This is a genomic window from Paenibacillus aurantiacus (assembly GCF_042431225.1).
Taxonomy (GTDB): Bacteria; Bacillota; Bacilli; order Paenibacillales; family Paenibacillaceae; genus Paenibacillus_Z; species Paenibacillus_Z aurantiacus.
Map to the genome: position 1 here is coordinate 41795 of NZ_JBHMDO010000031.1, position 23256 is coordinate 65050.

The 23256-nt window shown below is 55.0% G+C and carries 19 protein-coding genes; 2 read left to right on the top strand and 17 right to left on the bottom strand.

The genetic code is table 11. The annotated features are described in order from the left end of the window. Positions 1–5 precede the first annotated feature (5 nt). From ACFFSY_RS18210 to ACFFSY_RS18275, 14 genes are all read right to left on the bottom strand, one after another. Positions 6–1094: a hypothetical protein gene (locus ACFFSY_RS18210; protein ID WP_377496619.1), complete on the bottom strand. Its 1089-nt coding sequence runs from the start codon at positions 1092–1094 to the stop codon at positions 6–8. 187 nt (positions 1095–1281) lie between these two features. Beyond that, the gene (locus tag ACFFSY_RS18215) at positions 1282–2157 is read right to left on the bottom strand and encodes a carbohydrate ABC transporter permease (RefSeq protein WP_377496621.1); all 876 of its coding nucleotides are present in this window, start codon (positions 2155–2157) and stop codon (positions 1282–1284) included. Continuing rightward, complete coding sequence (locus ACFFSY_RS18220; RefSeq protein ID WP_377496624.1) at positions 2154–3083, bottom strand: carbohydrate ABC transporter permease; 930 nt, start codon at positions 3081–3083, stop codon at positions 2154–2156. The genes ACFFSY_RS18215 and ACFFSY_RS18220 overlap by 4 nt, the downstream gene beginning before the upstream one ends. 99 nt (positions 3084–3182) lie before the next feature. Beyond that, positions 3183–4643 carry an ABC transporter substrate-binding protein gene (locus ACFFSY_RS18225; protein ID WP_377496626.1) on the bottom strand — a complete coding sequence of 487 codons (1461 nt, stop codon included), beginning with the start codon at positions 4641–4643 and terminating at the stop codon, positions 3183–3185. A 130-nt stretch (positions 4644–4773) separates the two neighbouring features. Beyond that, positions 4774–6102: a response regulator transcription factor gene (locus ACFFSY_RS18230; protein WP_377496628.1), complete on the bottom strand. Its 1329-nt coding sequence runs from the start codon at positions 6100–6102 to the stop codon at positions 4774–4776. 12 nt (positions 6103–6114) lie between these two features. Next, a complete protein-coding gene (locus ACFFSY_RS18235) occupies positions 6115–7896 on the bottom strand; it encodes a cache domain-containing sensor histidine kinase (protein WP_377496630.1) in 1782 nt (593 codons plus the stop codon). Between the two features lie 354 nt (positions 7897–8250). Continuing rightward, the gene (locus tag ACFFSY_RS18240) at positions 8251–8736 is read right to left on the bottom strand and encodes a hypothetical protein (RefSeq protein WP_377496632.1); all 486 of its coding nucleotides are present in this window, start codon (positions 8734–8736) and stop codon (positions 8251–8253) included. Positions 8737–8878: 142 nt separating this feature from the next. After that, complete coding sequence (locus tag ACFFSY_RS18245; RefSeq protein ID WP_377496634.1) at positions 8879–10876, bottom strand: beta-galactosidase; 1998 nt, start codon at positions 10874–10876, stop codon at positions 8879–8881. Between the two features lie 33 nt (positions 10877–10909). Beyond that, positions 10910–11737 carry a carbohydrate ABC transporter permease gene (locus tag ACFFSY_RS18250; protein WP_377496636.1) on the bottom strand — a complete coding sequence of 276 codons (828 nt, stop codon included), beginning with the start codon at positions 11735–11737 and terminating at the stop codon, positions 10910–10912. Next, positions 11734–12618, bottom strand: a complete 885-nt coding sequence (locus tag ACFFSY_RS18255; protein ID WP_377496638.1) for a carbohydrate ABC transporter permease — start codon at positions 12616–12618, stop codon at positions 11734–11736. Before ACFFSY_RS18255 ends, ACFFSY_RS18250 begins: the two co-directional genes overlap by 4 nt. A gap of 100 nt (positions 12619–12718) precedes the next feature. Continuing rightward, positions 12719–14035, bottom strand: a complete 1317-nt coding sequence (locus ACFFSY_RS18260; protein WP_377496640.1) for an ABC transporter substrate-binding protein — start codon at positions 14033–14035, stop codon at positions 12719–12721. A 117-nt stretch (positions 14036–14152) separates the two neighbouring features. Then, positions 14153–15205, bottom strand: coding sequence for a response regulator (locus ACFFSY_RS18265; RefSeq protein ID WP_377496642.1), 1053 nt, complete (start codon positions 15203–15205; stop codon positions 14153–14155). A 164-nt stretch (positions 15206–15369) separates the two neighbouring features. After that, positions 15370–16977 carry a sensor histidine kinase gene (locus tag ACFFSY_RS18270; protein ID WP_377496644.1) on the bottom strand — a complete coding sequence of 536 codons (1608 nt, stop codon included), beginning with the start codon at positions 16975–16977 and terminating at the stop codon, positions 15370–15372. Positions 16978–17239: 262 nt separating this feature from the next. Next, the gene (locus tag ACFFSY_RS18275) at positions 17240–18586 is read right to left on the bottom strand and encodes a glycoside hydrolase family 30 protein (RefSeq protein WP_377496646.1); all 1347 of its coding nucleotides are present in this window, start codon (positions 18584–18586) and stop codon (positions 17240–17242) included. 141 nt (positions 18587–18727) lie between these two features. On the opposite strand from ACFFSY_RS18275, the gene ACFFSY_RS18280 reads away from it, so the two are divergent. After that, the gene (locus ACFFSY_RS18280) at positions 18728–19636 is read left to right on the top strand and encodes an AraC family transcriptional regulator (protein ID WP_377496648.1); all 909 of its coding nucleotides are present in this window, start codon (positions 18728–18730) and stop codon (positions 19634–19636) included. A gap of 109 nt (positions 19637–19745) precedes the next feature. Here the strand turns inward: ACFFSY_RS18280 and ACFFSY_RS18285 are convergent, their stop codons facing one another. Beyond that, positions 19746–20831, bottom strand: a complete 1086-nt coding sequence (locus ACFFSY_RS18285) for an NAD(P)H-dependent flavin oxidoreductase (RefSeq protein ID WP_377496650.1) — start codon at positions 20829–20831, stop codon at positions 19746–19748. Positions 20832–21110: 279 nt separating this feature from the next. Between ACFFSY_RS18285 and ACFFSY_RS18290 the strand changes: the two genes are divergently transcribed. Next, a complete protein-coding gene (locus ACFFSY_RS18290) occupies positions 21111–21569 on the top strand; it encodes an OsmC family protein (protein ID WP_377496652.1) in 459 nt (152 codons plus the stop codon). A gap of 69 nt (positions 21570–21638) precedes the next feature. On the opposite strand, the gene ACFFSY_RS18295 is transcribed toward ACFFSY_RS18290, so the two are convergent. Next, on the bottom strand, positions 21639–22481 hold the full coding sequence (locus ACFFSY_RS18295; RefSeq protein ID WP_377496654.1) for an ATP-binding cassette domain-containing protein: 843 nt from the start codon (positions 22479–22481) through the stop codon (positions 21639–21641). Then, complete coding sequence (ssuC, locus tag ACFFSY_RS18300; RefSeq protein ID WP_377496656.1) at positions 22451–23242, bottom strand: aliphatic sulfonate ABC transporter permease SsuC; 792 nt, start codon at positions 23240–23242, stop codon at positions 22451–22453. Before ssuC ends, ACFFSY_RS18295 begins: the two co-directional genes overlap by 31 nt. Positions 23243–23256 lie beyond the last annotated feature (14 nt).

Genomic DNA, 23256 nt, shown 5'->3' on the forward strand with positions numbered 1-23256 from the left:
GACCTCTATCCGCTCCTCTGTTCGGCCAATTGGGCAAGCTCGATTTGAATGCTGCTTAATACCTCTCTCTCACTGTCCGCCATCGACAGAAGCGCGCTCGCCGCATGCTCAAGCACCCGTTTGTTGCCGGAAATGCGGTACTTGATCGCGATGTTCCGCAGCTTCTGCGATTGCGTCTCGATCTCCTTCAGCTTCTCCAGATACCGCGCCGCATTCGCATAAACGCCGGTCTCGCCCAGATACTGCATGCGCATGAACATGATTTTTTTGTGCTCGGCTAACAAGTGGAACGATCGCACATCGCACGACACATCGTCTTTGCGCTGCACGAGCTCGACATGTCTGACCAGCATCGCATAGATACTCATGCCGAAGTGATCCGGGGAAGCATTCTCGAAAGCGGTATACTTCTTGGAAGTGTTCCTTGCCAGCATATAGTCTTCCAGCACGTCCGCGATGTTGCCGATATCCACGGTATACGGCCGTTTGGCGTGAAAGACGGACCGGGCGTTGAAGCGCAGCAATTCAATCCCGCTCAAGTGGTTGTTCAGGTCGGTGCTGGCCGCATGCTCGTAATCGATTCGGCCGTCGTTCCTCTCGTCTACGCTGACGTACGCTTGTTCGAACTCCGCGAACGGAATCTCCCGGAATTCATATTTTCCTCCTGCAAAGAAATCGGCCGCGTAGAAAATCTCGAGTCGCGTATCGTAACCAAAAATAAAAATCTCGTGAAATCGGTGATATTGGCGGTAATAGTAGGGGTAGGCCTGGATGTAGTAGCTGTTCACCGTCGCTTGAAAATATAAGCCGTTATCGATGGAATCCCGCACGAAGGCGACAATGGACGGAAACCATCGGGCGAGTGATTCCCGGGTCAGATGCTGATAGTCCAGGACGGGACACACCCGCTGAATATTGTCCGGATAAATCAACAGATCCAGGGCGTACGGCTTGTGGCTGCATTTCAGCTGAATATGGTTGCTATAGAACCAGGGATAAAACGCGTCGTGCATCGACAGCATGGCGATGATGTTGGTGGGTTGGGGGTATGTCGTGACAAAGGGGTAGTTGACGGGCAGCCGACGTTCTGCCATGACCAGCCTCCTAACACGCAAGATAGGCGCTTAAGCCGCCAAAAATAATATGCAGAATATTCAATAAATTCAATTGACAAATAGATCATGCTGACCTGCTAACCACACGCCATTCGACGTGAGCCGCCAAACGTCCATGTTCGGGGCCCATCGTCATGGTGCTGCCGTTGTTTCGGCGAATTAGCTTCTATCCTTTGACCGCGCCTGCGCTAAGTCCGCCCACGATATACTTCTGGAAGAAGAGGAACAGAACGGCCGGCGGCAGCAGCGTCATCGACAGAATCGCGAACCGCACGTTCCAGTTGATCGTGGAGCCGGCATAAATAATCTTCGTATAGATCGCTGCGGCGAGTGGCTGTTTGTCCTCCTGCATGACCAAGCTCGACCAGTAGAAGTCGTTCCAAGTCGTGGAGAAACCGAGCAGCGTAATCGTAATCAGAATCGGTACGGAGAGGGGCACCGCAATATTCGCGAAGCAGCGCAGATCGGAAGCGCCATCGATCCGCGCTGCCTCCAGCATTTCCTTGTGGATGCCGTCGAAGAAGTTTTTCAGCAGCATCAGATAGAACGCGTTGGCGCCTGCCGGCAGCCAGAACGCCCAGTATTGGTTAAGTAGACCCAAATCCTTCAGGTTCAAGAAGTTCGGAATCAAGTACGACGCGGCCGGAATCAGCAGGGTGCACATGAAATACAACGTCACCCCTTTTTTGAACGGTACCTGCATATGCGACAAACTGTAGGCGGCCAAGCCGAGGACCACCATTGAGAAAACGGTGTTGCCTACGAAGATCAGCACCGTATTCTTGAAATACAGCAGGATGTTCAAATACGAGAACGATTCCTTATAGTTGCTCCAGTGCCACTCGCTCGGGAAGAATGGCGCGGGGAATTCGAAGAACTCCTCCGTCGATTTGAGCGAGTTGAGCACGGTATTGACGAACGGATAGAGCATCGACAACGAAATGAGCGCGATCGCCAGCACCACGAACCCGTAGATGAGTTTGACGATCGGATTGCGAAAATCATAGCGGGACATAATCGCCCGATCCTGATCGGACTTCATTCTTCGTCGCCTCCTTTTCTGAGTTTCATCGTGAGCAGCGAGAATCCGACCAAGAACACGAACATCAAGACGCCCATCGCGCTCGCTTTGCCAAAGTTGAAGTAGGTGAACGCCTCACGCGTCGTCAGCAGCAAATACGTTAACGTGCCGTTATCCGGACCGCCGCCGAACATGAGCAGCTGGGACTGGAACGCTTGCGAGGTGGAAATCAGCTGAAGCACGAGCAGCAGCAGAATGAGATTTTTGATGCCTGGAAGAGTTACGTACCGGATCCTTCCCCATACGCCTGCGCCGTCCAGCTCTGCCGCTTCATACGTATCCTTCGGAATGGCAGATAGTCCGGCAATATAGATCAATGTTGCGCTCCCGAAATTTTGCCACGTTTCCAAGATCACGAGAGAGAACATAGCGTGTTCTTTGCTGTAGAAATCAAAGCTCGGCAATCCCACGAAATTCAGAAAGGAATTGATCGGGCCGATCGGATCGTAGAACCACTGCCACATGCCATAGAGGACGATGGCCGGGATAATGCTGGGCAAATACCCGATGATGCGGGCCGGACCCTGGAACCACTTCAGCTCCGAGACTCCGATCGCCATCGCGATCGGCACCCAGAAGCCGACGACGAGCGCCAATCCCATGTAATACAGCGTGTTTTTGATCGCCGTGTAGAAGTCGGGGTTGCCGAGCACATCTTTATAATTTTGTAGTCCGATGAACGTGTTCCCACTGACGAAATCGACCTGATAGAAGCTGTACCCGATCCCTTTGGCGATCGGAACCCATAGAAATAATAGAAAAACCAAAACTGCCGGCAGAAGGAACAAACTTCCCCACACATATTTTTTCGCTCGCCTGCTCAGGCTCACGTTAGCAAGTGGCGCTTCCGCTTTCGCTTTCGCCTGTGCTTGAACTTGCGTCGCCATAAACCTCCTCATCCCTTTCCGCCGCATTCGCCCGTTCGGGCAATATAAAGGGGGACGCCCTAGCATTGTCCGCTCGGTCCCCCTGTCGTACCGGTAATATTATTGCACTTTTACTTTATCGAAGTTTTCCTTCTGAACCTTGGCCGCCGCGTCGTCCAGCAGCTTTTGCAGATCCAGCTCGCCTTTGCTGATCAACACTTTCTGAATGACGTTCGCCATCTCGGCATAGAAGGCTTGCGTCTCATACGTCGCTTCCGGCTTCGATTCCATCAGCTTGATCAGTTCCGGGGAATACTTGTAGACGTTGTCGTGCTTGTCCAGAACGGCTTGATATTTCTTGCCGTACTCGGAATCGTCGTTCCAGTAGTTGATTAATTGCGGCACGTACACTTGTTTTTTGGATTTTTGATCCACGATTTGTTGATCGATCGCGTCCAAATATTCTTGCGTGAAGTATTCGTCGACCACGAAATCGAATGCGGCTTTCTGCTGCGCTTTGTCGGCCAGACCGTTGATGACTTTGTAGTTGCCGCCGGCCACGCCGATGTGCTTGCCGCCCTTGGTCACGGAAGGAATCGGATAGATCAGGACGTCATCCTTGGAGATGCCCCCTTGATTGATCGCGCCGTCCAAAGCGTTGCCGCTGCCGCACATGACCATCGCGCCGCGTCCTTGGTTGAACATCGACAGCGCATCGCCGTAACCGAGCGCCCATTGCTTCGGAATGACGTTGGCAACCTTCAGATCGTTGTAGAACTGAAGCGCTTTCAAGCCAGCTTCGCTATTGAACGCCGCCGTTACCTTGCCATCGGCCACGGTCTGAATTTCGCCGCCCGCCGTATAGAGGAAGTTCGTCCAGTTCCAGCCGGCCTCCGTGCCTTTGCCCATCGGGATGAAGCCCGCAATGCCTTTCGCCGGATCGTTCACCGCTTTGGCTGCCTCGATGAATTCCTCCATCGTCCAATCCATCGGCGGGAGCGGCACGCCTTTATCTTCGAAAATCTTCTTGTTGACGGTAATCGTCATGCCGTACGCATCGATCGGAATGCCGTACGTCTTGCCTTCGATCACGTAAGGCTTGGTCGCGAATGCGTTCAAGTCCTTCGCGTACGGCCAAGTCGCCATGTAATCGGTCAGATCGGCAATCCACTTCTTGTCGGTCAGCAGCTTGCCTTCGGTCGCCCACGTCGTAAATTCGGTTTGCGCGCTATTCGACGCCATTTTGATCGCGATTTCCGAGTTCTCGTATTTCCAGTATTTCGGCGTAATCGTAACGTTCGGGTTCTTCTCCATGAACCGTTTGATCCGCGCATCCAATGCCGCATTCTCCGCCGTCTTGTCCGGCGGGTACGCATAGGCGACGATGCTGACTTTCTCGGCGGGCGCTTCTTCGGTGCCCCCTCCGTTGGACGCTCCTGCAGCATTCTCCGTCTTCGTATTCGTCTTCGCGTTCGCCTCGGTATTACCGGTGTTCGTCTTGCTGGCGCATCCCGTCATAAGTACGATCATGGCCAAGCTGCCGAACAACAGCATGCGTTTGTTTTTACCTTTAGAATTCATGAACTAACCCCTCGCATTTCGCTGTATTTGCTTACACCTTTATTGTAGGGGAGATCCCCCTTTTGCTTCGAGGTGCGATATATCGGGAGTGAGGTGCTAACTTACGATCTTCGACTTGATCTGCCCGCTTCTACTTCACGTCGGTCGGATTGACGCCGAAGAATTTCTTGAACAATTTGCCGAAATGTTCCGGCGAGTCGTAGCCGACGTAGTCCGAAACCTCGTACCTGCGCATGTCCGTCGATTGCAGCAGCCGCTTGGCTTCCTCCATCCTAAGCCGCGTCACATAGTCCCATAGATTGCAGCCCATCGACTTCTTGAATAAGAAGCTCAAATAATTCGGCGTCACGTAGACGGCATCGGCAATCTCCTGCAGCTTCAATCCTTTCCTGCGATAATGGGCTTCAATATACTGTTTGGCATGTTGGATAACGGCATGGGTATCCGGAACCGCGGCCGCGTTCAACCGGTCTTGATTCCCATTGATGGCGGGGTTACGCGATAATCGCTCTACATCCTCAATGGCAAACACGGCATGCTCCGGATGAACCCGGCTCCAGCTTAACGCCTCGTGCGCCTCCCGCGATAGTTCCGGCCAGCTTGCAGCGCCTTCCTTCACCCGGCTCATGCCGACCGCATTGGCCATGTTGAGATATTGAAGCAGATTGCCGTGCACGATCCGGGCGATCATCATTCGCTCATTGAGTCGATCCGAAGCGTCACTTTCGTCTTGTTCATATTGGAGGACGACGGCGATGTGCTGATTGCTGCAGGCAAAGACGAGCGGCGACCAACCTTCCAATGTCTCTTCCACGACGTTCCTCGCCGCATATCGCAGCAGATTCCGGTCTCTCAGATCGATCGCGTTCCCCAGGAACCCGGAACTTACGATCTCGAGCTTAATGACCAGCATGGCGAAATAAGGACCGCGCAACCGGCGGCCCCAATGCGCGAGTACCGCCGCAAGCTCCGCTTCGCGCAGTCCTTCAGACGTCATCTCGGTCAATATTTGGTCGTAGTTCGCCGGCAGCGCCGCAAGCGAATACTTCTGCCTGAAAGCTGCTTCCGATTGATCCCGAAGCTGCGAATTCCGCTCCTGGATCAACGCGCCGGCAATCCGGACGAGTTCGCTCGGAACGACCGGTTTGACCAAATATTCTTTGACCCCCAGCCGAATCGCCTTCTGCGCATAATTGAACTCTCCGTGCGCCGACAGCACCACGACGGGAATCGTCGCATGCTCCGCGAATATCGTTTCGATCAGCTCAAGACCCGTCATGTGCTCCATTTGAATATCCGTTATTAAGAGATCGATTCGTTCCAGACGGATATAGTCGAGCGCCTCGTAACCGTTGTGCGCGATGTAGATCTCGCCAATCTCCATGTCGGCTCCTCTTAGCGCCATCGCTACCCCATCGCAGATCATCGGTTCATCGTCCACGATCAACACGTTGTACATGGTTACCTCCTGCTAGTCGTCTGCTGCGGCGGTTTTTAGGGGAATGACAATAACGGCCTGCGTACCGCCAGCGGGCATCTGTTTGTAGGACAATCCGTATGCGTCGCCAAAATGAAGCCGGATTCGACGATGCACGTTCAACATCCCATATCCTTCGTGAGGCAGCTTGCCTTCCAAGATCGCATTGAGCTTCGCGATATCGACCGCCTGATAACCATTGTCCGCGATCGTAATATGCAGGCGTTCGTCTTGCGCGCGCAGCGTTATGCGCAGTCTTCCGTCGCTGCCCATTTTGCGAATGCCATGGAAGATCGCGTTTTCGACCAAAGGCTGAAGAATGACTTTCGGAATCATCACGGACTTGGCTTCGTCCGCGATGTCCCAGTCGACGGCAAACGCATAGTTATACCGGTTCAACTGAAGGCGAATGTACGCCTCGACATGCTTGAGTTCTTCTTCGATCGGGATCAGCTTCTCTCCTTTGCTGAGGCCGATGCGCATGAGCAGCGATAGGTCGCGGACCATCTCCGCCGACTCCTTGCCGCCCTCCAGCATAATCCGCCAGTGAATCGATTCCAACGTGTTGTATAACAAGTGAGGATTAATTTGGGAATGCAGCAGGGCGAGCTCCGATTCCTTATGCTTCAGCTCCAGTATGTACTTGTCGTGGATCGTTTGGTTAAGGCGTTTCGTCATCTCGATGAACGACTGATTCAGCATGCCAATCTCGTCATGTCGATCAAGCAGCATCTCATTGCCCAGCGTTCTTCCCGGTTCGAACGAGCGCGTCAGTCGCGTCAAGCGTGACAACGGACTAAGAATATGCCGGATGAAGTATAAACTAGCGAGCAGCAAAATAAAGAAGTAGACAATCATCAGCATATTGAACAACTGTCTGATTCCCTCATGCTCGCCGATTATGGATTGACGCGGAATTTTGAAGAGCAGCTTCGTGTCGCTCTCCGGGCTAGTATGATAAGCGTACAGCCAAGACTCCTTCCCTTCGCGCGCCATGAACACGCCATTATTGGAGCTGATTACGGGCTGTGGCAGGGGAAGGCGCTCGCCCACCTTGAGATTGGCGGCATCCACGGCTAAGACGGCGTTGTCCTTATCGAGCAGCACGATTTGGCCGCCGCTTGGAATCCGCAGCGATTGCATATTTCGTTGAAGGAGTACTTGCAAGCCCGTCATCACGAGCACGCCGGTCGGCTGGTCCGTATTGTGGTTGATGTTCATCCCTCTCACGTAGGCGGCCGTCTTCACGCTGCTCTTGTTGTCGCCCGGCTTATCGAGGATACGGATCATCCCGTTGCCCCGCGCGCTAAGCGCATCTTGGAACCAGCTTCCGGGCAGCGTGTCGCAGGAGAAGAATACGCCGCCTGGTTTCACGTCCGAAGCCGGGGCGAACGTATACCGCGTCGCAAGATCAGGAATAAAGACGGAGAAATGAACGGAGTTGGGCGAAGAATAGCTGGCCAGAAGCTGATCCAGCGCAAGGTATTCTTGAAGGCGGTCGTATTCCGAATGATTGGCGTCGTCCAGCATACGCCGAATCTCCGGCGAAATCAGCAGCTTCTCGGTCGTGCCATCCACCGAGGCGATCACCTCGTCCAACGTGAGATGACTTGCTTTCACCAATTGAAACAACGTATCGCCCATTTGTCTCTCCGTGATCGAGGTCACCTTAACGGACACAATCCAGAAGGCTAGCAGAATGGGCAGGACAATCAAGGAAAGAAAAAAGAGGACGAATTGTTTCTTGAGATTGAGTTTGTACAGACGATGCATCATCCAATTGGCCCCCATAGCGTGCGTATGTGCTTGAAATCCCCAGCTTTTCGTTCATTATATAGCTTCAAAAAATAGGGGGGTTATGGGTTTTATTACGAAGATGAGGTGGATTCCTACGAAGATTCAGGCTGGGGCCTTTCTGCAGAATTCTCAAGAAGACGTCGCGGGGATTGTTCCAAATTAGAAGTTGGACCGGGAGGATCCGATTCCGGCTTGTCCAGCGTATCCCCCGAGCGCGACAATATCCTTGACTCCACGAACGAATGCTTTGAGCCTATCTATCAGTTAAGCAATCTCCCAGATAAGAGAGGCGGCTTCCGCCGCTCTCTTTGACTTGCGGGAAGCCGTCCCCTGTTAGCGGCGAAGCGCTGAGAGCAAATAGTTCCATTTTGAACTTATCGCCACGTTGTCGATTGCGATTTTGGCTAGCAAATTTTGATAGTACCCCGTAGGCATGGCGGCCAGAATGCTCCCTGCGCGCTGTTCTGTAGCCCATTTGTTAAATAAGGCTTCCTTCAAACCTTCCTCATAGGAGGTAACGTCCTTATACATCGTAATCGGCGCGGTCACCTGAACATCCCGTCCCGTGAAAGCCGCATAGATTTCGCGGAGAATGTTCAGGTGCTTGCGTTCATCGTCCCGGATGGAAGTTATGATCCCTCGCGCCTCTTCGGATGGCGCCAGCTCGATAAGCTTGCGAAAGAACGACTCCGTGTTGCTTTCCGCATTCGCCGTCGCCTGAATAAGCTGGAGCGACTCCTGAAGCGCGGTATAAGGCAGCGGCATACCCGTTTGACGTAAACCCCAGCCGGTCTGATCATATGGTTGTCTATAATACACAGGTACTTCCCCATTTCGTATAGATTCCCTCCACTATATGTCGCTGCCCACCCCGGGCGTGCTTGCGCATGACAAAAACAGCCGATCGCGCGAACCGGCTGTCTGTATGGGGCCTCTTAGGTGATTGGAAACGCGTGCACGTCTATTCCACGATAATCTTTACGCCCCACCGTTCGATCGTGAGCTGTTGCCCTGCTATTGCCGGTTCATCGGCGAGCAATTCGACCGCCGCGCCATGCGAATAGTCGAACGCGACAGGTTCGCTCGAATAGTTGAAATAGTACCGCACGGTGCGCCCTTGCTTATTGATGCCGCTCTTCACGATGAGCGGGAACGCCAGCGCCTGATCGGTTCCCCATAGGCCCGCTTCCTTCAACGCGCCTGCTAGGACGCGGTTCATCACCTCAGGGGTCGTCATGCAGCCGATATAGGTGGCTTGGCCTTCGCCATAGCTATTGCGCGTAATGGCGGCATATTGGCCCCAATGCGGATGCTCGTAATAGGCTAGTACATCCGCCGTACCCGGCGTCAGCAGCTCCATCCACGTATGCACGCCGCCAGCCTCGGCGCCGATGCCCAGCGGATCGCCTTTCAAGGTGACGTTGGACGGCTCGATGAACAAGCTGTACGAGACGCCGCATGCTTCATGGATCAAGCCAGGCTGCTGCGACGTGCGTACTTTGACGATTTCGTCCGTGAAGCCGGTCTTGAAGGAGTAGACAACATGCCCGCCCTTGCGTACGAATTCGTTCAGTCGTTCCAGCGTCTCGTCCGATGCCGCATACAGCGCCGGCACGACAACGAGCTTGTAATCGTCCAGCTTGTCGCTCGTTGCATGGATGAAATCGCAGCCGACGTTCAGCTTGTACAGCTCGTCATACATCCAGCGGACGACGTCGTTGTACGTCTTGCCGCCGGGCAGCTTGAACCATTCCATCGCCGTGAGCGCTTCGTTGCTGACCATCACGGCTACGTCGCTGCGCTTCTTCAGATCGACGAGATGCTCGCTCAGCCGCTCGAAATCACGTCCGATCGTCTTCGCTTCATTGTAGACCGGGTTCGGCAAGAAGTCGTGGCTCAGCAGCCCTTTCCAATACGTCTCGGCCGAGTTGTGAATCGAGTGCCAATGCCAGTAGGCGACCATGTTCGCCCCGGAGGCCAAGTGGCTGAAGGCGAGCTGCCGCAGCTGCCCAGGGAACGGTGTCCAATCCGGGAAGGCTTGCGCCTGCGTCTCGAGGACGAGATAGTTCGCACCCTTGAGCGATCTGGTCATATCGCCGCCGAACGAGATTTCAATGCCGGTCAGCTTATCCTGCGAGGGGTGATAAATATCTACCCCTGCGATATCGAACGTCTGCGAAGCCGCGAAATGATCGACCGACGGCTGGATGCCGTAGGAATACCCGCGCCATTCGAAGTCGAAGTTCTGCGTGACGAATTGGTCGGGCTTCTTATATTCGCGCACGAGATCGGCTTGCCAGGCGAGGAACTTCGTCACGAGGCCGCGCTGGAACTTGGCGAATTCGGCGCCAAGGCTGCCGTTGATCGTGCCGACGACGGACGGGAAGTCCTCCCAGCTGTTAATGCGATTGCTCCAGTAATCCAAGCCGAACTTGGCATTCACGACATCCAGATTTCCGTAGATTTCCCGCATATATTTGATGAACTGATGCTGTACGTTCGGACCGGCCGTATCGTAATACTTGGTCTCGTTGTCGGTCTGGTAGCCGATAATAGCCGGATGATCCTTTACGTGGCCAATCAACTTACGGATAATCCGCTCGGAGTAGAACAAATAGGTCTTGTTCGTGATGTCCATAATCTGGCGAGCGCCGTAACGACCTGGGCCGCGCGGCGTCTCGGCCAGCACTTCCGGATGTTCCTTCACCATCCAGGTCGGGATGGCATAGGTCGGCGTGCCGACGATGACGCGAATGCCCGCTTCGTGCATGGCGTCCAACACGCAGTCGACAGAGCCGAAATCGAAGACGCCGTTCTGCGGCTCATGCGTACTCCAAGTGGATTCGGCAATACGGACGACGTTAATGCCGGCTTCCTTCATCATGCGGATATCTTCGGCTAATCGGTCATAAGGCATATATTCATCGTAGTACGCCACGCCGTAAAGCAATTTTTCCATGGTGCCGGTCCCCTCGCCTCCATGCTTTTTTCGTTAGCCTTTAACCGCGCCTTCCGCAATGCCGTGCATGATGAACCGCTGGAAGAACGCATAGATGACGACGACCGGAATCGCGGTCAGGACTAGCGCCGCCAGAATGAGCGACCACTCTTTGTTGTACTCGCCGAACAGCATGTTGGTCGACAGGATGAGCGTGTATTTGCTCACGTCGGTCAGCATGAGCAGCGGTAGCAGGAAGTCGTTCCAGATCCACAGGAAATCCAGAATCGCGATCGTAACGGTAATCGGCACGAGCAGCGGGAAGATGATCAGGAAGAACGTCTGGAACTGGTTGCAGCCATCGATCTGCGCCGATTCTTCCAGTTCTCTAGGAATCGACTTCACGAATCCGTGGTACAGGAAGATCGCCATGTTCACGCCAAGCCCGATGTAGATGAGTGCAAGGCCGTACGTGCTGCCTTGTACATGAAGCGCATTCGCCATCCGGTTGAGCGGAATCATAATGGAATGGAACGGGACGAGCATCGAAGCGATGAACAGGAAGAAGATGAAATTGCTGAGCTTCCCGCTCGTCCGGGACAGCTTATACCCGGCAAGCGAAGCGCAGACGACGATGCCGCCGATGCCAAGAATCGAGATGACGGCCGAGTTCCACGAGCTATTCAGCAAATTGATTTTGGTAAACGCGTCCGAGTAGTTCTCAAAATGGAGCGACGTCGGCAGCGAGATGAACGATTCGAACATTTCCCCTTGCGTCTTGAACGAATTGACGACCGCCATGTAGATCGGGAAGAGCGAGAATACGGCGCCGACCGACAAGGCGAGCAGAACGAGGATGGAACTTAACGATTTCATTCTCATGCTTCCACCTCTTTCCGCTTCATGACTGCAACCTGGATGAACGTGAACAGGAGAATGAAGAGGAACAGAATGACGGACTTGGCGCTCGCATAGCCGTACCGGAAATTGTTCGAGAACGCTTCCTCGTAGATGTTCATCGTAATGGCTTGCGTGCTGCGGCCCGGACCGCCTCCGGTGAGGCCGAAGATAACCTCGAATACTTTAAAAGCGCCGTTCAGCGTCAGGAACAGACAGATCGTAATCGCATGTGTGATCATCGGGGCCGTGACGCTCCGGAACGTCTGGAACGCATTCGCCCCGTCGATGATCGCCGCCTCCTTCAAGCTTTGCGGCACACCCTGCAGCGCGGCCAAGTAAATGATCATCATGTAGCCGACGCCGTTCCACAGCGAGACAATCAGAATAGAGACGAACGAATATTTCGGATCGCCGATCCACGATTGGTCGAGGAACAGCATGCTTGTTTTCTCCGCGATTTGCGGCAGCACTTGCGTGAACACGAACGTCCACATGAAGGCGCTGATGATCGTGCTGATCATATTCGGCATGAAGAAAATCGTGCGGAAGAATCCTCTGCTCTTCTTGCGGGATTCAATGAAGACGGCAAGCAGAAGAGCAATCGCGTTCTGCAGCACGATCATGAAGATGACGTACTTAAGCGTGAACCATAACGAGTTGACGAAGTCGGGATCTTCCGTGAGCGCTTCCGCGAAGTTGCCAAAGCCGATGAAATCATAGTCGCGGTTCAGCCCGTTCCAATCCGTGAAGCTGTAATACATGCCTCCGATCGTCGGAATGAGCAGGAAGATCACGTACAGGATCAGCGCCGGCGCCGTGAAGGCGAGCAGCGATACATATTTCTTCAAGATGTTCGATGGCATGGCAATCTCCCCTCTGGCGGTTGTGCAAGCTCTATGTTGTTGAAGAGGCGGAGGCAAGCTCGGGAGCTCTCCTCCGCCCTTCTTTGCAATTTGACTGTTCTTATTTGTTGACTTTGTTGAACGATTTCCATGCTTTGTCGAGTGCCTTGATGACATCTTCCTTGTTCGCCTGGCCCGCATAATACGACTGCAGCTGTTTGCCGACTTCATCCTTCACCGCTTGCGGAATTGCAGGGTCTTGGTACGACTTGCCCGCTTTCACGTATTCCGTCGCGTCATTCACCCATGGATAGCTCTCGAACGTATGCACGGTCGCGACCGGGTTGAATTTCAGCGCTTGGAAGAAGGCGTTCGAATCTTTGTCGTCGAGCACGTAGTTGATGAAGTCCAGCGCCACTTCTTTATTCTTGCTCGTCTTCGATACGGCCAGCGAGGTCGAGGCGCTCAGATTGATCATCGTCGCGTTCGGGTTATCGTTGATCGGCAGCGCCGCGACGCCGAAGTCCAGATCCGGATTGGATTTCAGAATCGTCTCCGCATACCAAGGTCCTTGAATCCACATGGCCGCTTTGCCCTGCGCGAACGCCGCCGCGCCGTCGTCGCCGCCAACCTCGAGCGCTTTGTTCGTGCCGTTCGCGTTGACGAGGTCAATGATGTCGAACATGGACGTCATCTCGGAGAACGAGCCCTTGTCGTTGTTCATGCGGTCCACGAAATCCTTCTCTTTGTCGTCGCTGTTGATCAATTGACCGGCCGCAAGCGGCAGGAACAGCTGCGGAATCCACGATTCCTTATACGAGAGCAGGAACGGCGTAATATTCGCCGTCTTCAGTTTGTCCACGATCGCCTTCATCTCCGTCAGCGTCGTCGGCGGCGTCAGGCCGTTATCGGCGAAAATCTTCTTATTGTACAGGTAGCCCCAGGAGAGCGTCTCGAGCGGAACCGCGACGACCTTCCCGTCAGTCGATGTCACGGCCGGCTTCACGGAACCAAGGAGCTTGCCCACGAATGGCTGGCTCGTCAGATCTTCCAGATAGCCCGCTTTGTAGTAAGAAGGAATGTCGTTGATCGCGTGCACGGCGAAAATATCCGGCGCGTCGTTGGACGCAAGGCGCGTCTTCAGCATTTGCGAGGCGTTGTCGGCTGGCGGCATCTCGAGCTGTACCGACACGTCGATGTTTTTCTCCGCCTTCTCTTTGGCCGTGAAGTCTGCAATATATTTGTCGTAATGCTCCTTCAAACGCGGCTGTGCGATGAACATCTTGAGCGTGACGCTCTCGGCTTTGCCGCTGGCAGCTTGTTCACCGCTTGCGCCGCCCGTGTTCGCCGCATCATTCGTCCCCGCGTTATTGGATGCGCATCCAGCCAGCATCGTCGCCGCTACTACCGTCGTGAGAACACCTTTCCACATCTTCATCCTATTTGCGACCTCCCGTTTGTTTGGCTCGTTTGTTGTTTGTTGTTTACGCTTTCATTATATAAAAAGAATGAAAGCGTTTAATTGGACGGAATTAATCGCTTTCATTGGATAATATTAAACCTGATTATGTTTTCGCATCTCGCCTGGCGCAACCCCATAATGCTTCTTGAACACCCGGTAGAAGTACGTCACGTCCTCGTAACCCGCCATCTCCGCGACCGCCTTGATCGATAACTGCTCGTCCAGCAGCCAATCCTTCGCCTTCTCCATGCGCAGATGTAGGATATAGTCGGTTAGATTGCGCCCGTACTCCTGCTTGAACACCTTGCTTAAGTATTCCTTGCTGACGAAGAATGCCTTGGCCAGCTGATCCAGCGTCACATTCTCGGCGAAATGCCGTTCGATATAGGTTTTGATCTCTTCCACGTTCAATTTATTTTTAAATTTGCGGGTTGCAATGAGCTGCTCCAACGCGGTCAAATATTGTTCTTCCATAAATCCCAGCGTTGTCTCGCCAGCCGCGACGCCTTTACCCAGCTGCTCAATGGCCTCGACCGGCAGCGAATTCGCATTCATCGACTCTTTCAGCGCAAGCATCAACTGCGAGACGATTCGTTCTTGCTGCCAGTCTTGCGTCATGTCTCTGCGCGTAAGCTCAGCGCGAATTTGTTCCATCGTCTGGCGGATCCCGCTCGGATTCAGCTCGTTGAAATGTCTGCTCAGCAGCTGTTTGTAGGAGGCGAGCGCAAGCGACAGGTCAAGCGGAAGGTCAGTCGCCTTGGCCGCCGCTGCCGCAAGATCCTTCGCGCACTTTCCCAGTATCGCGTTCAATTCCTTCGGATCGACCGGCTTGAGCAAATAGTCGACGGCCTGGTACCGGATAGCTTGCTTCAAATAATTGAAGTCGTCATAGCCGCTAATGACGACGATCCTGATGCCGGGGTAGCGCGAGTGGATCTGTTCCATCAGCTGGACGCCATCCATGCCTGGCATTCGCATATCCGTAATGACGATATCCGGCAAGACGTCGGCAACGAGCTTAAGCGCCTCTTCCCCATCTTCGGCTTCCCCGGTGACGTGCAGTCCATGTGCCTCCCACTGGCCCAACGTTCGGATCAGATCCCGGTTCCACTGCTCGTCGTCCACAAGAATTACGTTGTACGCCATTGCGCCACTTCCTCTCCCAGATCCGGAATACGCACGGTTACGACCGTTCCGCTTCCTCGCGTGCTATCGATGGTCAAGCCATAGCTTTCGCCAAAATGCATGTGAAGCCGCGAGGCGACGTTATTCAGCCCGATCCGCTCGCCTCTCGTCCACACCTGCCCGTTTTAATACTCGCGGAACCGCGCGCGGAGCTCGGCCAATTTCTCGGGGACAACGCCGATACCGTTATCGCGTATTCGAATCACAACTTGCCCGTCCTCACGCGTCACCGTCACCGCCAGCTCCCACTGGCCTTTCTTCGGCTCCAGTCCATGGAATAACGCGTTCTCGGCAATCGGTTGAAGCGTCAGCTTCGGCAGCTTGCTGTCCCAAGCGGCCTCTTCCACCTCCATCGTGAACCGAAGCCGGTTCCCGAACCGCTTCTCCTGGATGAGCATGTAGTTGCTCAGATGGCCGAGTTCTGCTTGAAGAGAAGCGAGATCCTCCGGCTCGCGAATGACGTAGCGGAACATATCGCTCAGCGAGCGAATGACCTCGTAGCATTCCGCCGGCTGCTTCGAGAACAGCATGCTGCCGATCAATTGCAGCGTATTCTGCAAGAAGTGCGGGTTGATTTGCGCCTGCAGCGCCTTCAGCTCCGCCGTCTTGCGTGCTAGATTGATGCTGTATTCCACCCTAATATGCTCCCGGATCCGCAGAGCCATCTGCTGCAGCCGGTTCTCGAGCAGACCGATCTCGTCGTATCGGCGGACGGGCGTCATCTCCGTATCCCGGATCAAGTTCAAACCGCTCATGGATCGGACCAAAGTTACGATCGGCTTGGCCATCCGCCAGGCAATCAGCACGGCAAGGAGCAGCGACACGGCGGCGGAGATCAATCCGATAATGAAGCCGTAATGCGCCGTCGCACGCGAGCTCTCGTTAATCTCGCTCCTCGGGATGATCGTCACCAGCTTCAAGCCGATCGGATCGATCGCATTCGTGAACACATATGCCCCCGCCGTCTTGACGTAGGCAGGCTCGCTCCCGCTCGCGGCGATCACCCGGATCGCTTCATCGGATACCGGCGTATGCGACGGATGGTACATAATTCGGCCGTCCTTGTCCGCGATCATCACATCCTGCAGGTTGCCGCGTCCGATCAGTTCCATGGTCTTATCGAACAAGCCCCACTGCACGGATAGCGAAATTCCGCCGATTTTCTCCTGATTCTCGAAGCGGTTGATACTTCGCGTCAGCTGGAAGCGGCTTGCATCGTCAACCTGCGTCTCAATCGTGAAGTCCTCATGACGCTCGAACAGCTGCGCATATCTCGGCGGGATGCCTTGGACGGTGTCGATATCGCTCTGACTCGCATTGATCGTAAGGAGCATGCGGCGCTCCTTCATATACAGCTCCACGCCGAGAACATGATTGCCCGCGGAATAGAACAAGCTGGTCAGCGTATCGAGAATCGTCCGCTGTTCCGTGAAATCCAGGGCGTCGTTGTCGTCCGACGATAAATACGCATTCATGCTCGGACTGATCAGCATCGAATAGATCAGATTATTCAGCTGCGCGAACTGGTCGCCCAGATATGTACCTGTCCATTTCATATTGGACAGATTCGTCTTGATCACTTCATCTTCCAACGTCCGCCGGTTGTTCTCGGCCGCCAGCAGCGTCACGGACAAAGTGGGCAGAACGGTCAACAGCACCATGGTGAGAATCAGCCGGTTTCGGATGCTTCGGCGGAACGGATCGATGAGTAGTCGGAACCATTTTGACAACATTATTCCCCCTCTCCCCCTTGGTAAGCTCCTCCCCCTTCCCCCTCCGCTGAGGGGAACCATAGGACTTCGCCCTCTGGACTCCCGTTTTCGAGCAGGTATGCAGAGGTGGTGGACGGCGGGGGGTTCGAACGGAGCACGCTTTTGTCCTGACGGACAAAGCTTACGATTAAAGGGACTCTTCCCCGCAAACCACAACAGGCGGGAGCTTTGCTTCCACCTAGTCAAACAAACGCCGCCGCATTGCGGAGGCGTTTGTTCGTCATTATGATTTAGGCCATTTAATCGTATGGAACGACTCGGGTTCAAGTTCGAAGCGGGCTTCGTCTTCGCCATCCGACAGCGTCAGTACGCGCGTATCCCTGAACGGATTCGCGATGACGACTACCGTCTCGCCATCCGGATTCCGGAACGCCACGGCGTGACCGGCCCATGGCCCGCGCAGTCCGATTCGCTTCGATCCCGGGCGGACGGCGTTCGCGAAATGTTTCATGACATAGAACTCCGGATTATTCACCGCCTGCTTGGACGCCGGGTCGACGGTGATCATGGCATTCTGCTCCCAGCCCCACGTACTTCTGCCTTTCGGCTCGAGCGCCATATTCCAATACACATAGGCGTTGACGCCGTTGGTGAAATAATGCTGGTACAGGTTAAAGACGTACTTCGCATAGTCCCACGTGTTGTTGCCGTCGCCGCATTCGTTCTCCGTCTGCATATACCGCAGCTCCGGATAGCTTTGCACCGTCCGCTGAATCGCGTATTTGCCCGCCCATTGATAGCCGACGCCTTTGACGTATTTGTACGCATCCGGGTCGCTAAGCACGACGGCGGCGAACACGTCGTAATCCGAGGTGGTCTTTTTGGTCAGCTCCTGCCATGGGTCTGGCGCATTGATGGTCCCAAGCCAAATCTCCGTATCCAGCCCATGCTTCTCGAAAGCCGGGCCGAGGTAATCGCGGATAAATTCCTTCAGCTGCTCGCCCGTCCATAGGCAGGAAGGGAATTTCTGGTCGGCCGCAACTTCGTTCTGCACATGGATCTGATGGATCGTGATGCCTTCCTCGCGGTACGCTTGGACGAATTTGACGAAGTAGAGCGCATACGCTTCGAGCACGTCCTTCTCCCAGCGGAGCGTCCCATAGTTGTAGGCTTTCGGGAATTTCATCCACGTCGGCGGACTCCAGGGCGACGCGAATAGCGTAAGGTCCGGGTTCAGCTTCAACGCTTCTTTAATATAAGGAATCAAGTACTTGCGATCCCGCTCGATCGAGAAGTGCTCCATCGCATAATCGCCGTCATGCTCATTGTGGCTGTACCATTCAAGCGCATAGTCGCTGGCGCCGATCGGCAGGCGGCAGATGCTGAAGCGGTGCTCGCCTTCGGGATGGAACAGGGCGTGCAGCACCTCCCCGCGACCCTTGTCCGACAAATGCTGAAGCGCCGCATACCCAAGCTCGTTGAAACAACCGCCAAATCCTTCGACCGTCTGAAACGCCTCCTCCGTCAGCGTCAGATTCGAGCCATCGTTCGCTCCCAAGGGAGCTGCTTGCTTCGAGGTCCATCGTGCGCCTTGCGTACTTGCGGTCCATTGAATCGACGATATATTCATGGTCGTTAACCTCCAGGATGTTCTAGGGTTGGCTATATAGCTGCTTGCGCTATGATGTGCTCTTATTATAAATTGAAGTACATCGGGCAAGCGATTGTCCAAACCACGCAGAATTTACCCAAATCCAAGGCAGGGATGACCATGAACAGACCACCCGCTTATCCCGACTGGCAGCATGACGTGCAGTGGCTGCCGGCGATCGATTGGAACGTGAAGCTGTTCGGCGGACACGAGCAGCAAGTCGGCCGGGATTGGGCGATGCCGCCGGAATCCCATATCGGCTTCGAGATTATCCTTATTCTTGCCGGCAGCCAAGAGACGGTCATGGGCGGCAGACGTTATATCGCGAAGGAAGGCGATATCCTGCTCATTCCCCCCGGCATCTCTCACGTGAACCGATGCCATTCGGCGGACGGGATGCGGTACTTCTGCACGCATTTCAATGTTGACGATCCGCATCTGCGCCAGGAGATGATCAAGCATAACCGGGTCGTATTCGAGCAAGCCACTCCGGAGAACGCGAGCCTTCGCCCTATCTTGGACCAATGGCTGGCTATGGTCCGGCGCGGCGGAGGGCATGCGACCGAAGACCGGTTCCAGCTGCAGATCGGTTTGTTCGAGCTGCTCGGCAAGCTGGCCCAAACTGCCTTGCCCGCCGACAAGCCAACCACGCACGATCCGGTCGCCCCCGCTTCGGTGCAGTATGCCAAAGCGATCGCAGAAGCGATGAAAGCGAATTTCAACCCGCATGCGCCATTCGGCGAACATGACGAAGCGCCGGTGTTTCGGATCGATCGGATCGCCGCCTCCCTTGGGATCAGCACCGGTTATGCGCTCGAGGTGTTTCGGAAGGTATATGGCCTGTCCCCCCGGCAGTATTTGTCGGAATTGAAGCTGCATGAAGCCAAAGTTCTCATCCAGCAGCCAGACTTATCGCTCAAGGCGATCGCCGAGCGGCTCGGCTACGCGCATTTGTCCCACTTCAGCCGCCAATTCAAGCGCTGGACCGGGATGAGTCCGCTGCAGTATCGCAAGCGTCAAGACGAATAGGTCAGTTGGGCTCGCTGCTGCAAGCGACCCATCCGCCATATGTTATACGTTCCGACCGCTGGAGTGCCGACGATGCATAGGCTTCGTTCTTCCCGCGAAGACGCCCCGTTCATTCCTCTACCGTAACCAGACTACCCATGCTTCTGATCAAAAGGATGGCTTGGTCCATGCTCTGTTTCATGATTTCCGCGGCGGTGAGATCTTGGGCTAACCGAAGACCTTGGCCGGCCCACAACGACATGTATTCCGGGTTGCCCGCTTGGGCGGCCGCCCGGCGTATGTCGGTGGTCAAGGCGTGTTGTATTGGATAGTCGGGAACCGTCCCCTCATACTGACGCATCTCCCTCATAAAGTCCGTCAGAATGCCTCTCGCCGCCTTGCCCGAATAGAAAATCGTCACCTCGGTTGAATCTTCGTTGGAGGCAAGAATCTTCTGCTTGTGGAGGGCATGGGCGCCACTCTCGCGGCTAGCCAAAAAAGCGGTGCCCATCTGTACGGCGGAAGCCCCTAGCGCCAGGCTTGCGACAAGCCCGCGCCCATCCATGATGCCGCCCGACGCGATAACGGGCACCGACGTCTGATCCACAATTTGAGGAACTAGCGCCATCGTGCCGATCCGCGCGTCCGCGTCGCTCGTCAAGAACGATCCGCGGTGTCCGCCGGCCTCGCTTCCTTGAGCGGTGATCGCGTCGACTCCGGCGTGCTCTAACGCTATGGCTTCTTCGACGGTCGTGGCCGTGCCGATGACGAATATCCCGTTCCGGCTCATCGCGTTAATCACATTTTGCGACGGAATGCCAAAGGTGAAGCTAAATACGGCGACCTTTTCTTCCAGCACGACCTGTACTTGCTCTTCAAACGTATCCACGAATGCTGGAAGCATAGGATCGGAGGAAATCCCCAATTCCTTGCGATAGCGATCGAGACAACGATTCATGGCGGCAATGCTCTCTTCCGAACGAACAGACGGCTCTGGTACGAACAAGTTAACGCCGAAAGGCTGGTCTGTTCGCTGCTTAATCTCTCTTACTGCGTGTCGGATTTGTTCAGGCGTTAAATATCCCGCACCTAGACTGCCTAACCCTCCGGCATTCGAAACGGCGGCCACCAAGTCCGGCGTCGTCGGACCGCCTGCCATAGGAGCTTGAAGAATCGGATATTGAATCTTGAGTTTACGCGTTAGTTCGGTTTCCATCCTCTCGTACCTCCCTTATTGCTCCCTTATCCATTATCATCGTTCGAAGCGTCGTGAATAGGATATCACAAATTCGGAGCTGTTCACGATCGCAGCTCCCGTGTCGCCGATGAATGCGTAATCGCTTCCCATTTTCATAAAAAAGAATAATTTGACACCTCCGTTCTTTAATCCTACAATACATAGTATATTACTAAGAATAATGACATCACAGAGATTGAGCGTCATGCTTCGCTCAATCCTACACCAATAAATCTAGTACGCGGAGGGAGATGTCCGATGGCAGCGGTGCAAACGTTTAAGGCAACGGCGCATTTGCAAGAAGGCGTCAAAGTCGTCACACGCGCGAGACAGTTCGAATTAATTATCGATGAACCGGCAAGTTTGGGCGGTACGGATACCGGGCTGAATCCGGTCGAGGCGCTGCTCGCTTCGCTTGGCGCGTGCCAATCGATTGTAGCAAGAGTATATGCCCCGAAGTTTGACGTCAAGCTGGACGATTTCCGCGTCGAGGTGGAAGGCGACATCGATCTTGACGGCTTCTTTAACCGCTCGGAGGTTCGGCCGGGATTCTCCGACATTCGCTATTCCTTTCATATCCGAACCGACTCCCCGAGAGATAAAGTCGAGGCATTCATTCAGTTTCTGGAGAGCAAGTGCCCGGTAGGCGACACGATTGCCAACCCGGTCGCGATCAAATTACACAATCTCCACGTGGACAGCTCGATCGAAGTATAACTAAACCATCCGACCGAATGAAAGAAGACCGCTGCAGCCGGCAGGCTGAGCGGTCTTCTTTCTCTCTGTTTAAATCGTATATCCCGTTGCGCTGCCGGCCGACTCTTGTTTGGTCATGACGCGCTCCAAAATGATCCGCTCATAATGACTGAAGCCGCTGTCGCGATCGCGCGGGCGCGATAACGCGACTGGCGCGTCGAGCGTAATGCCGCCTTGTTCGACCAAGACGACCCGATCGGCCAATGCAACCGCCTCGCTCACGTCATGCGTGACGAGAATCGCCGTGAACCCCTTCTCCCGCCATAGACGTTCGATCAGCTGCTGCATCTCGATGCGCGTGAGCGCATCGAGCGCGCCGAGCGGTTCGTCGAACAGCAGCAGCTTGGGGCTGCACGCGAGCGCTCGCGCCAGCGCGACCCGTTGACGTTGACCGCCGGACAAGACCGCCGGCCATTCTTTTGCCCGGTCGGCAAGCCCGACCAGCGCCAGCGCCTCCCGCGCCTCGTCGCGACCGCCGCCCGGAACGCCGATGCGGACGTTATCCAGCACGCTCTTCCAAGGCAGCAGCCGCGCTTCCTGGAACATAATCCGGACATCGCTGCGCAGGCCGGCGGTCGGAGCCCCATCGAAGGCGACGGTGCCGGCCGCTGGCGCCTCCAGCCCGGCGATGAGCCGCAGCAGCGTGCTCTTCCCGCTGCCGCTGCGGCCGACGACCGCCAGAAATTCGCCGGACCGGATTTGGATGTTCAGGTCACGGAGAACCGTTTTGTCGCCGAAGCGAACGGTTCCCCCTTGAATATCGATTGCTGCTCCGAAACGTGAACCTGACGGGGGTTCCACCGCATGATGCGACGGTTGAGCATGCGCCTGATCGCGGCCTTTTAAGATTTCGGCTGGTACTGTGGATGCCATTTGAGCCAGCTCCTTTCCATCAACTTGGCGAGCCAATCGGACAGTTTGCCAAGCAGCGCGTACAACAGAATGCCCAGTACGACGACGTCGAATTGGAAGAACTCCCGCGCGTTCATCGCCATGTAGCCAATACCCGAATCCGCCGAGATCGTCTCTGCCACGATGAGCGTGATCCACATGATGCCAAGGGCGAAGCGGATGCCCACGAGCACCGACGGCAGGGCGCCGGGCAAAATGATTTTGCTGAACAACGCCCAGCCGCTCAAGCCGTAAGTACGTCCCATCTCGATCAAGCCCGCGTCGACGGAGCGGATGCCGTGCAGCGTGTTCAGATAGATCGGGAAAGTAACGCCAAGCGCAACAAGGAATACTTTGGCTTCCTCCCCGATTCCGAACCAAAGCATGACCAGCGGAATGAGCGACAGATGCGGAATCGTCCGGATCATCTGCATGCTCGTGTCGGTCAGCTTCTCGGCCAACGGCACGATGCCGTTCAAGAAGCCTAGCACGAAGCCTATGCTCCCGCCGATCAGGAAGCCGAGCACCGCGCGCTGCGTGCTGACGCCGACGTACTCGAGCAGCTGTCCGTTGCCGATGAGCGTAATGGCCGCCTGAACGACCGCAAGCGGAGTCGGCAGAATGCGATCGCTCATTGCGCCGAAGGTGCCGAGCAGCTGCCAGACGATGACGATAAGCACCGGCAGCAGCCATGGAAGACCATAGGACGACCAGAATGTTTGATAACGAATCGGTCTCTTCATGCCAGCCCCTCCTT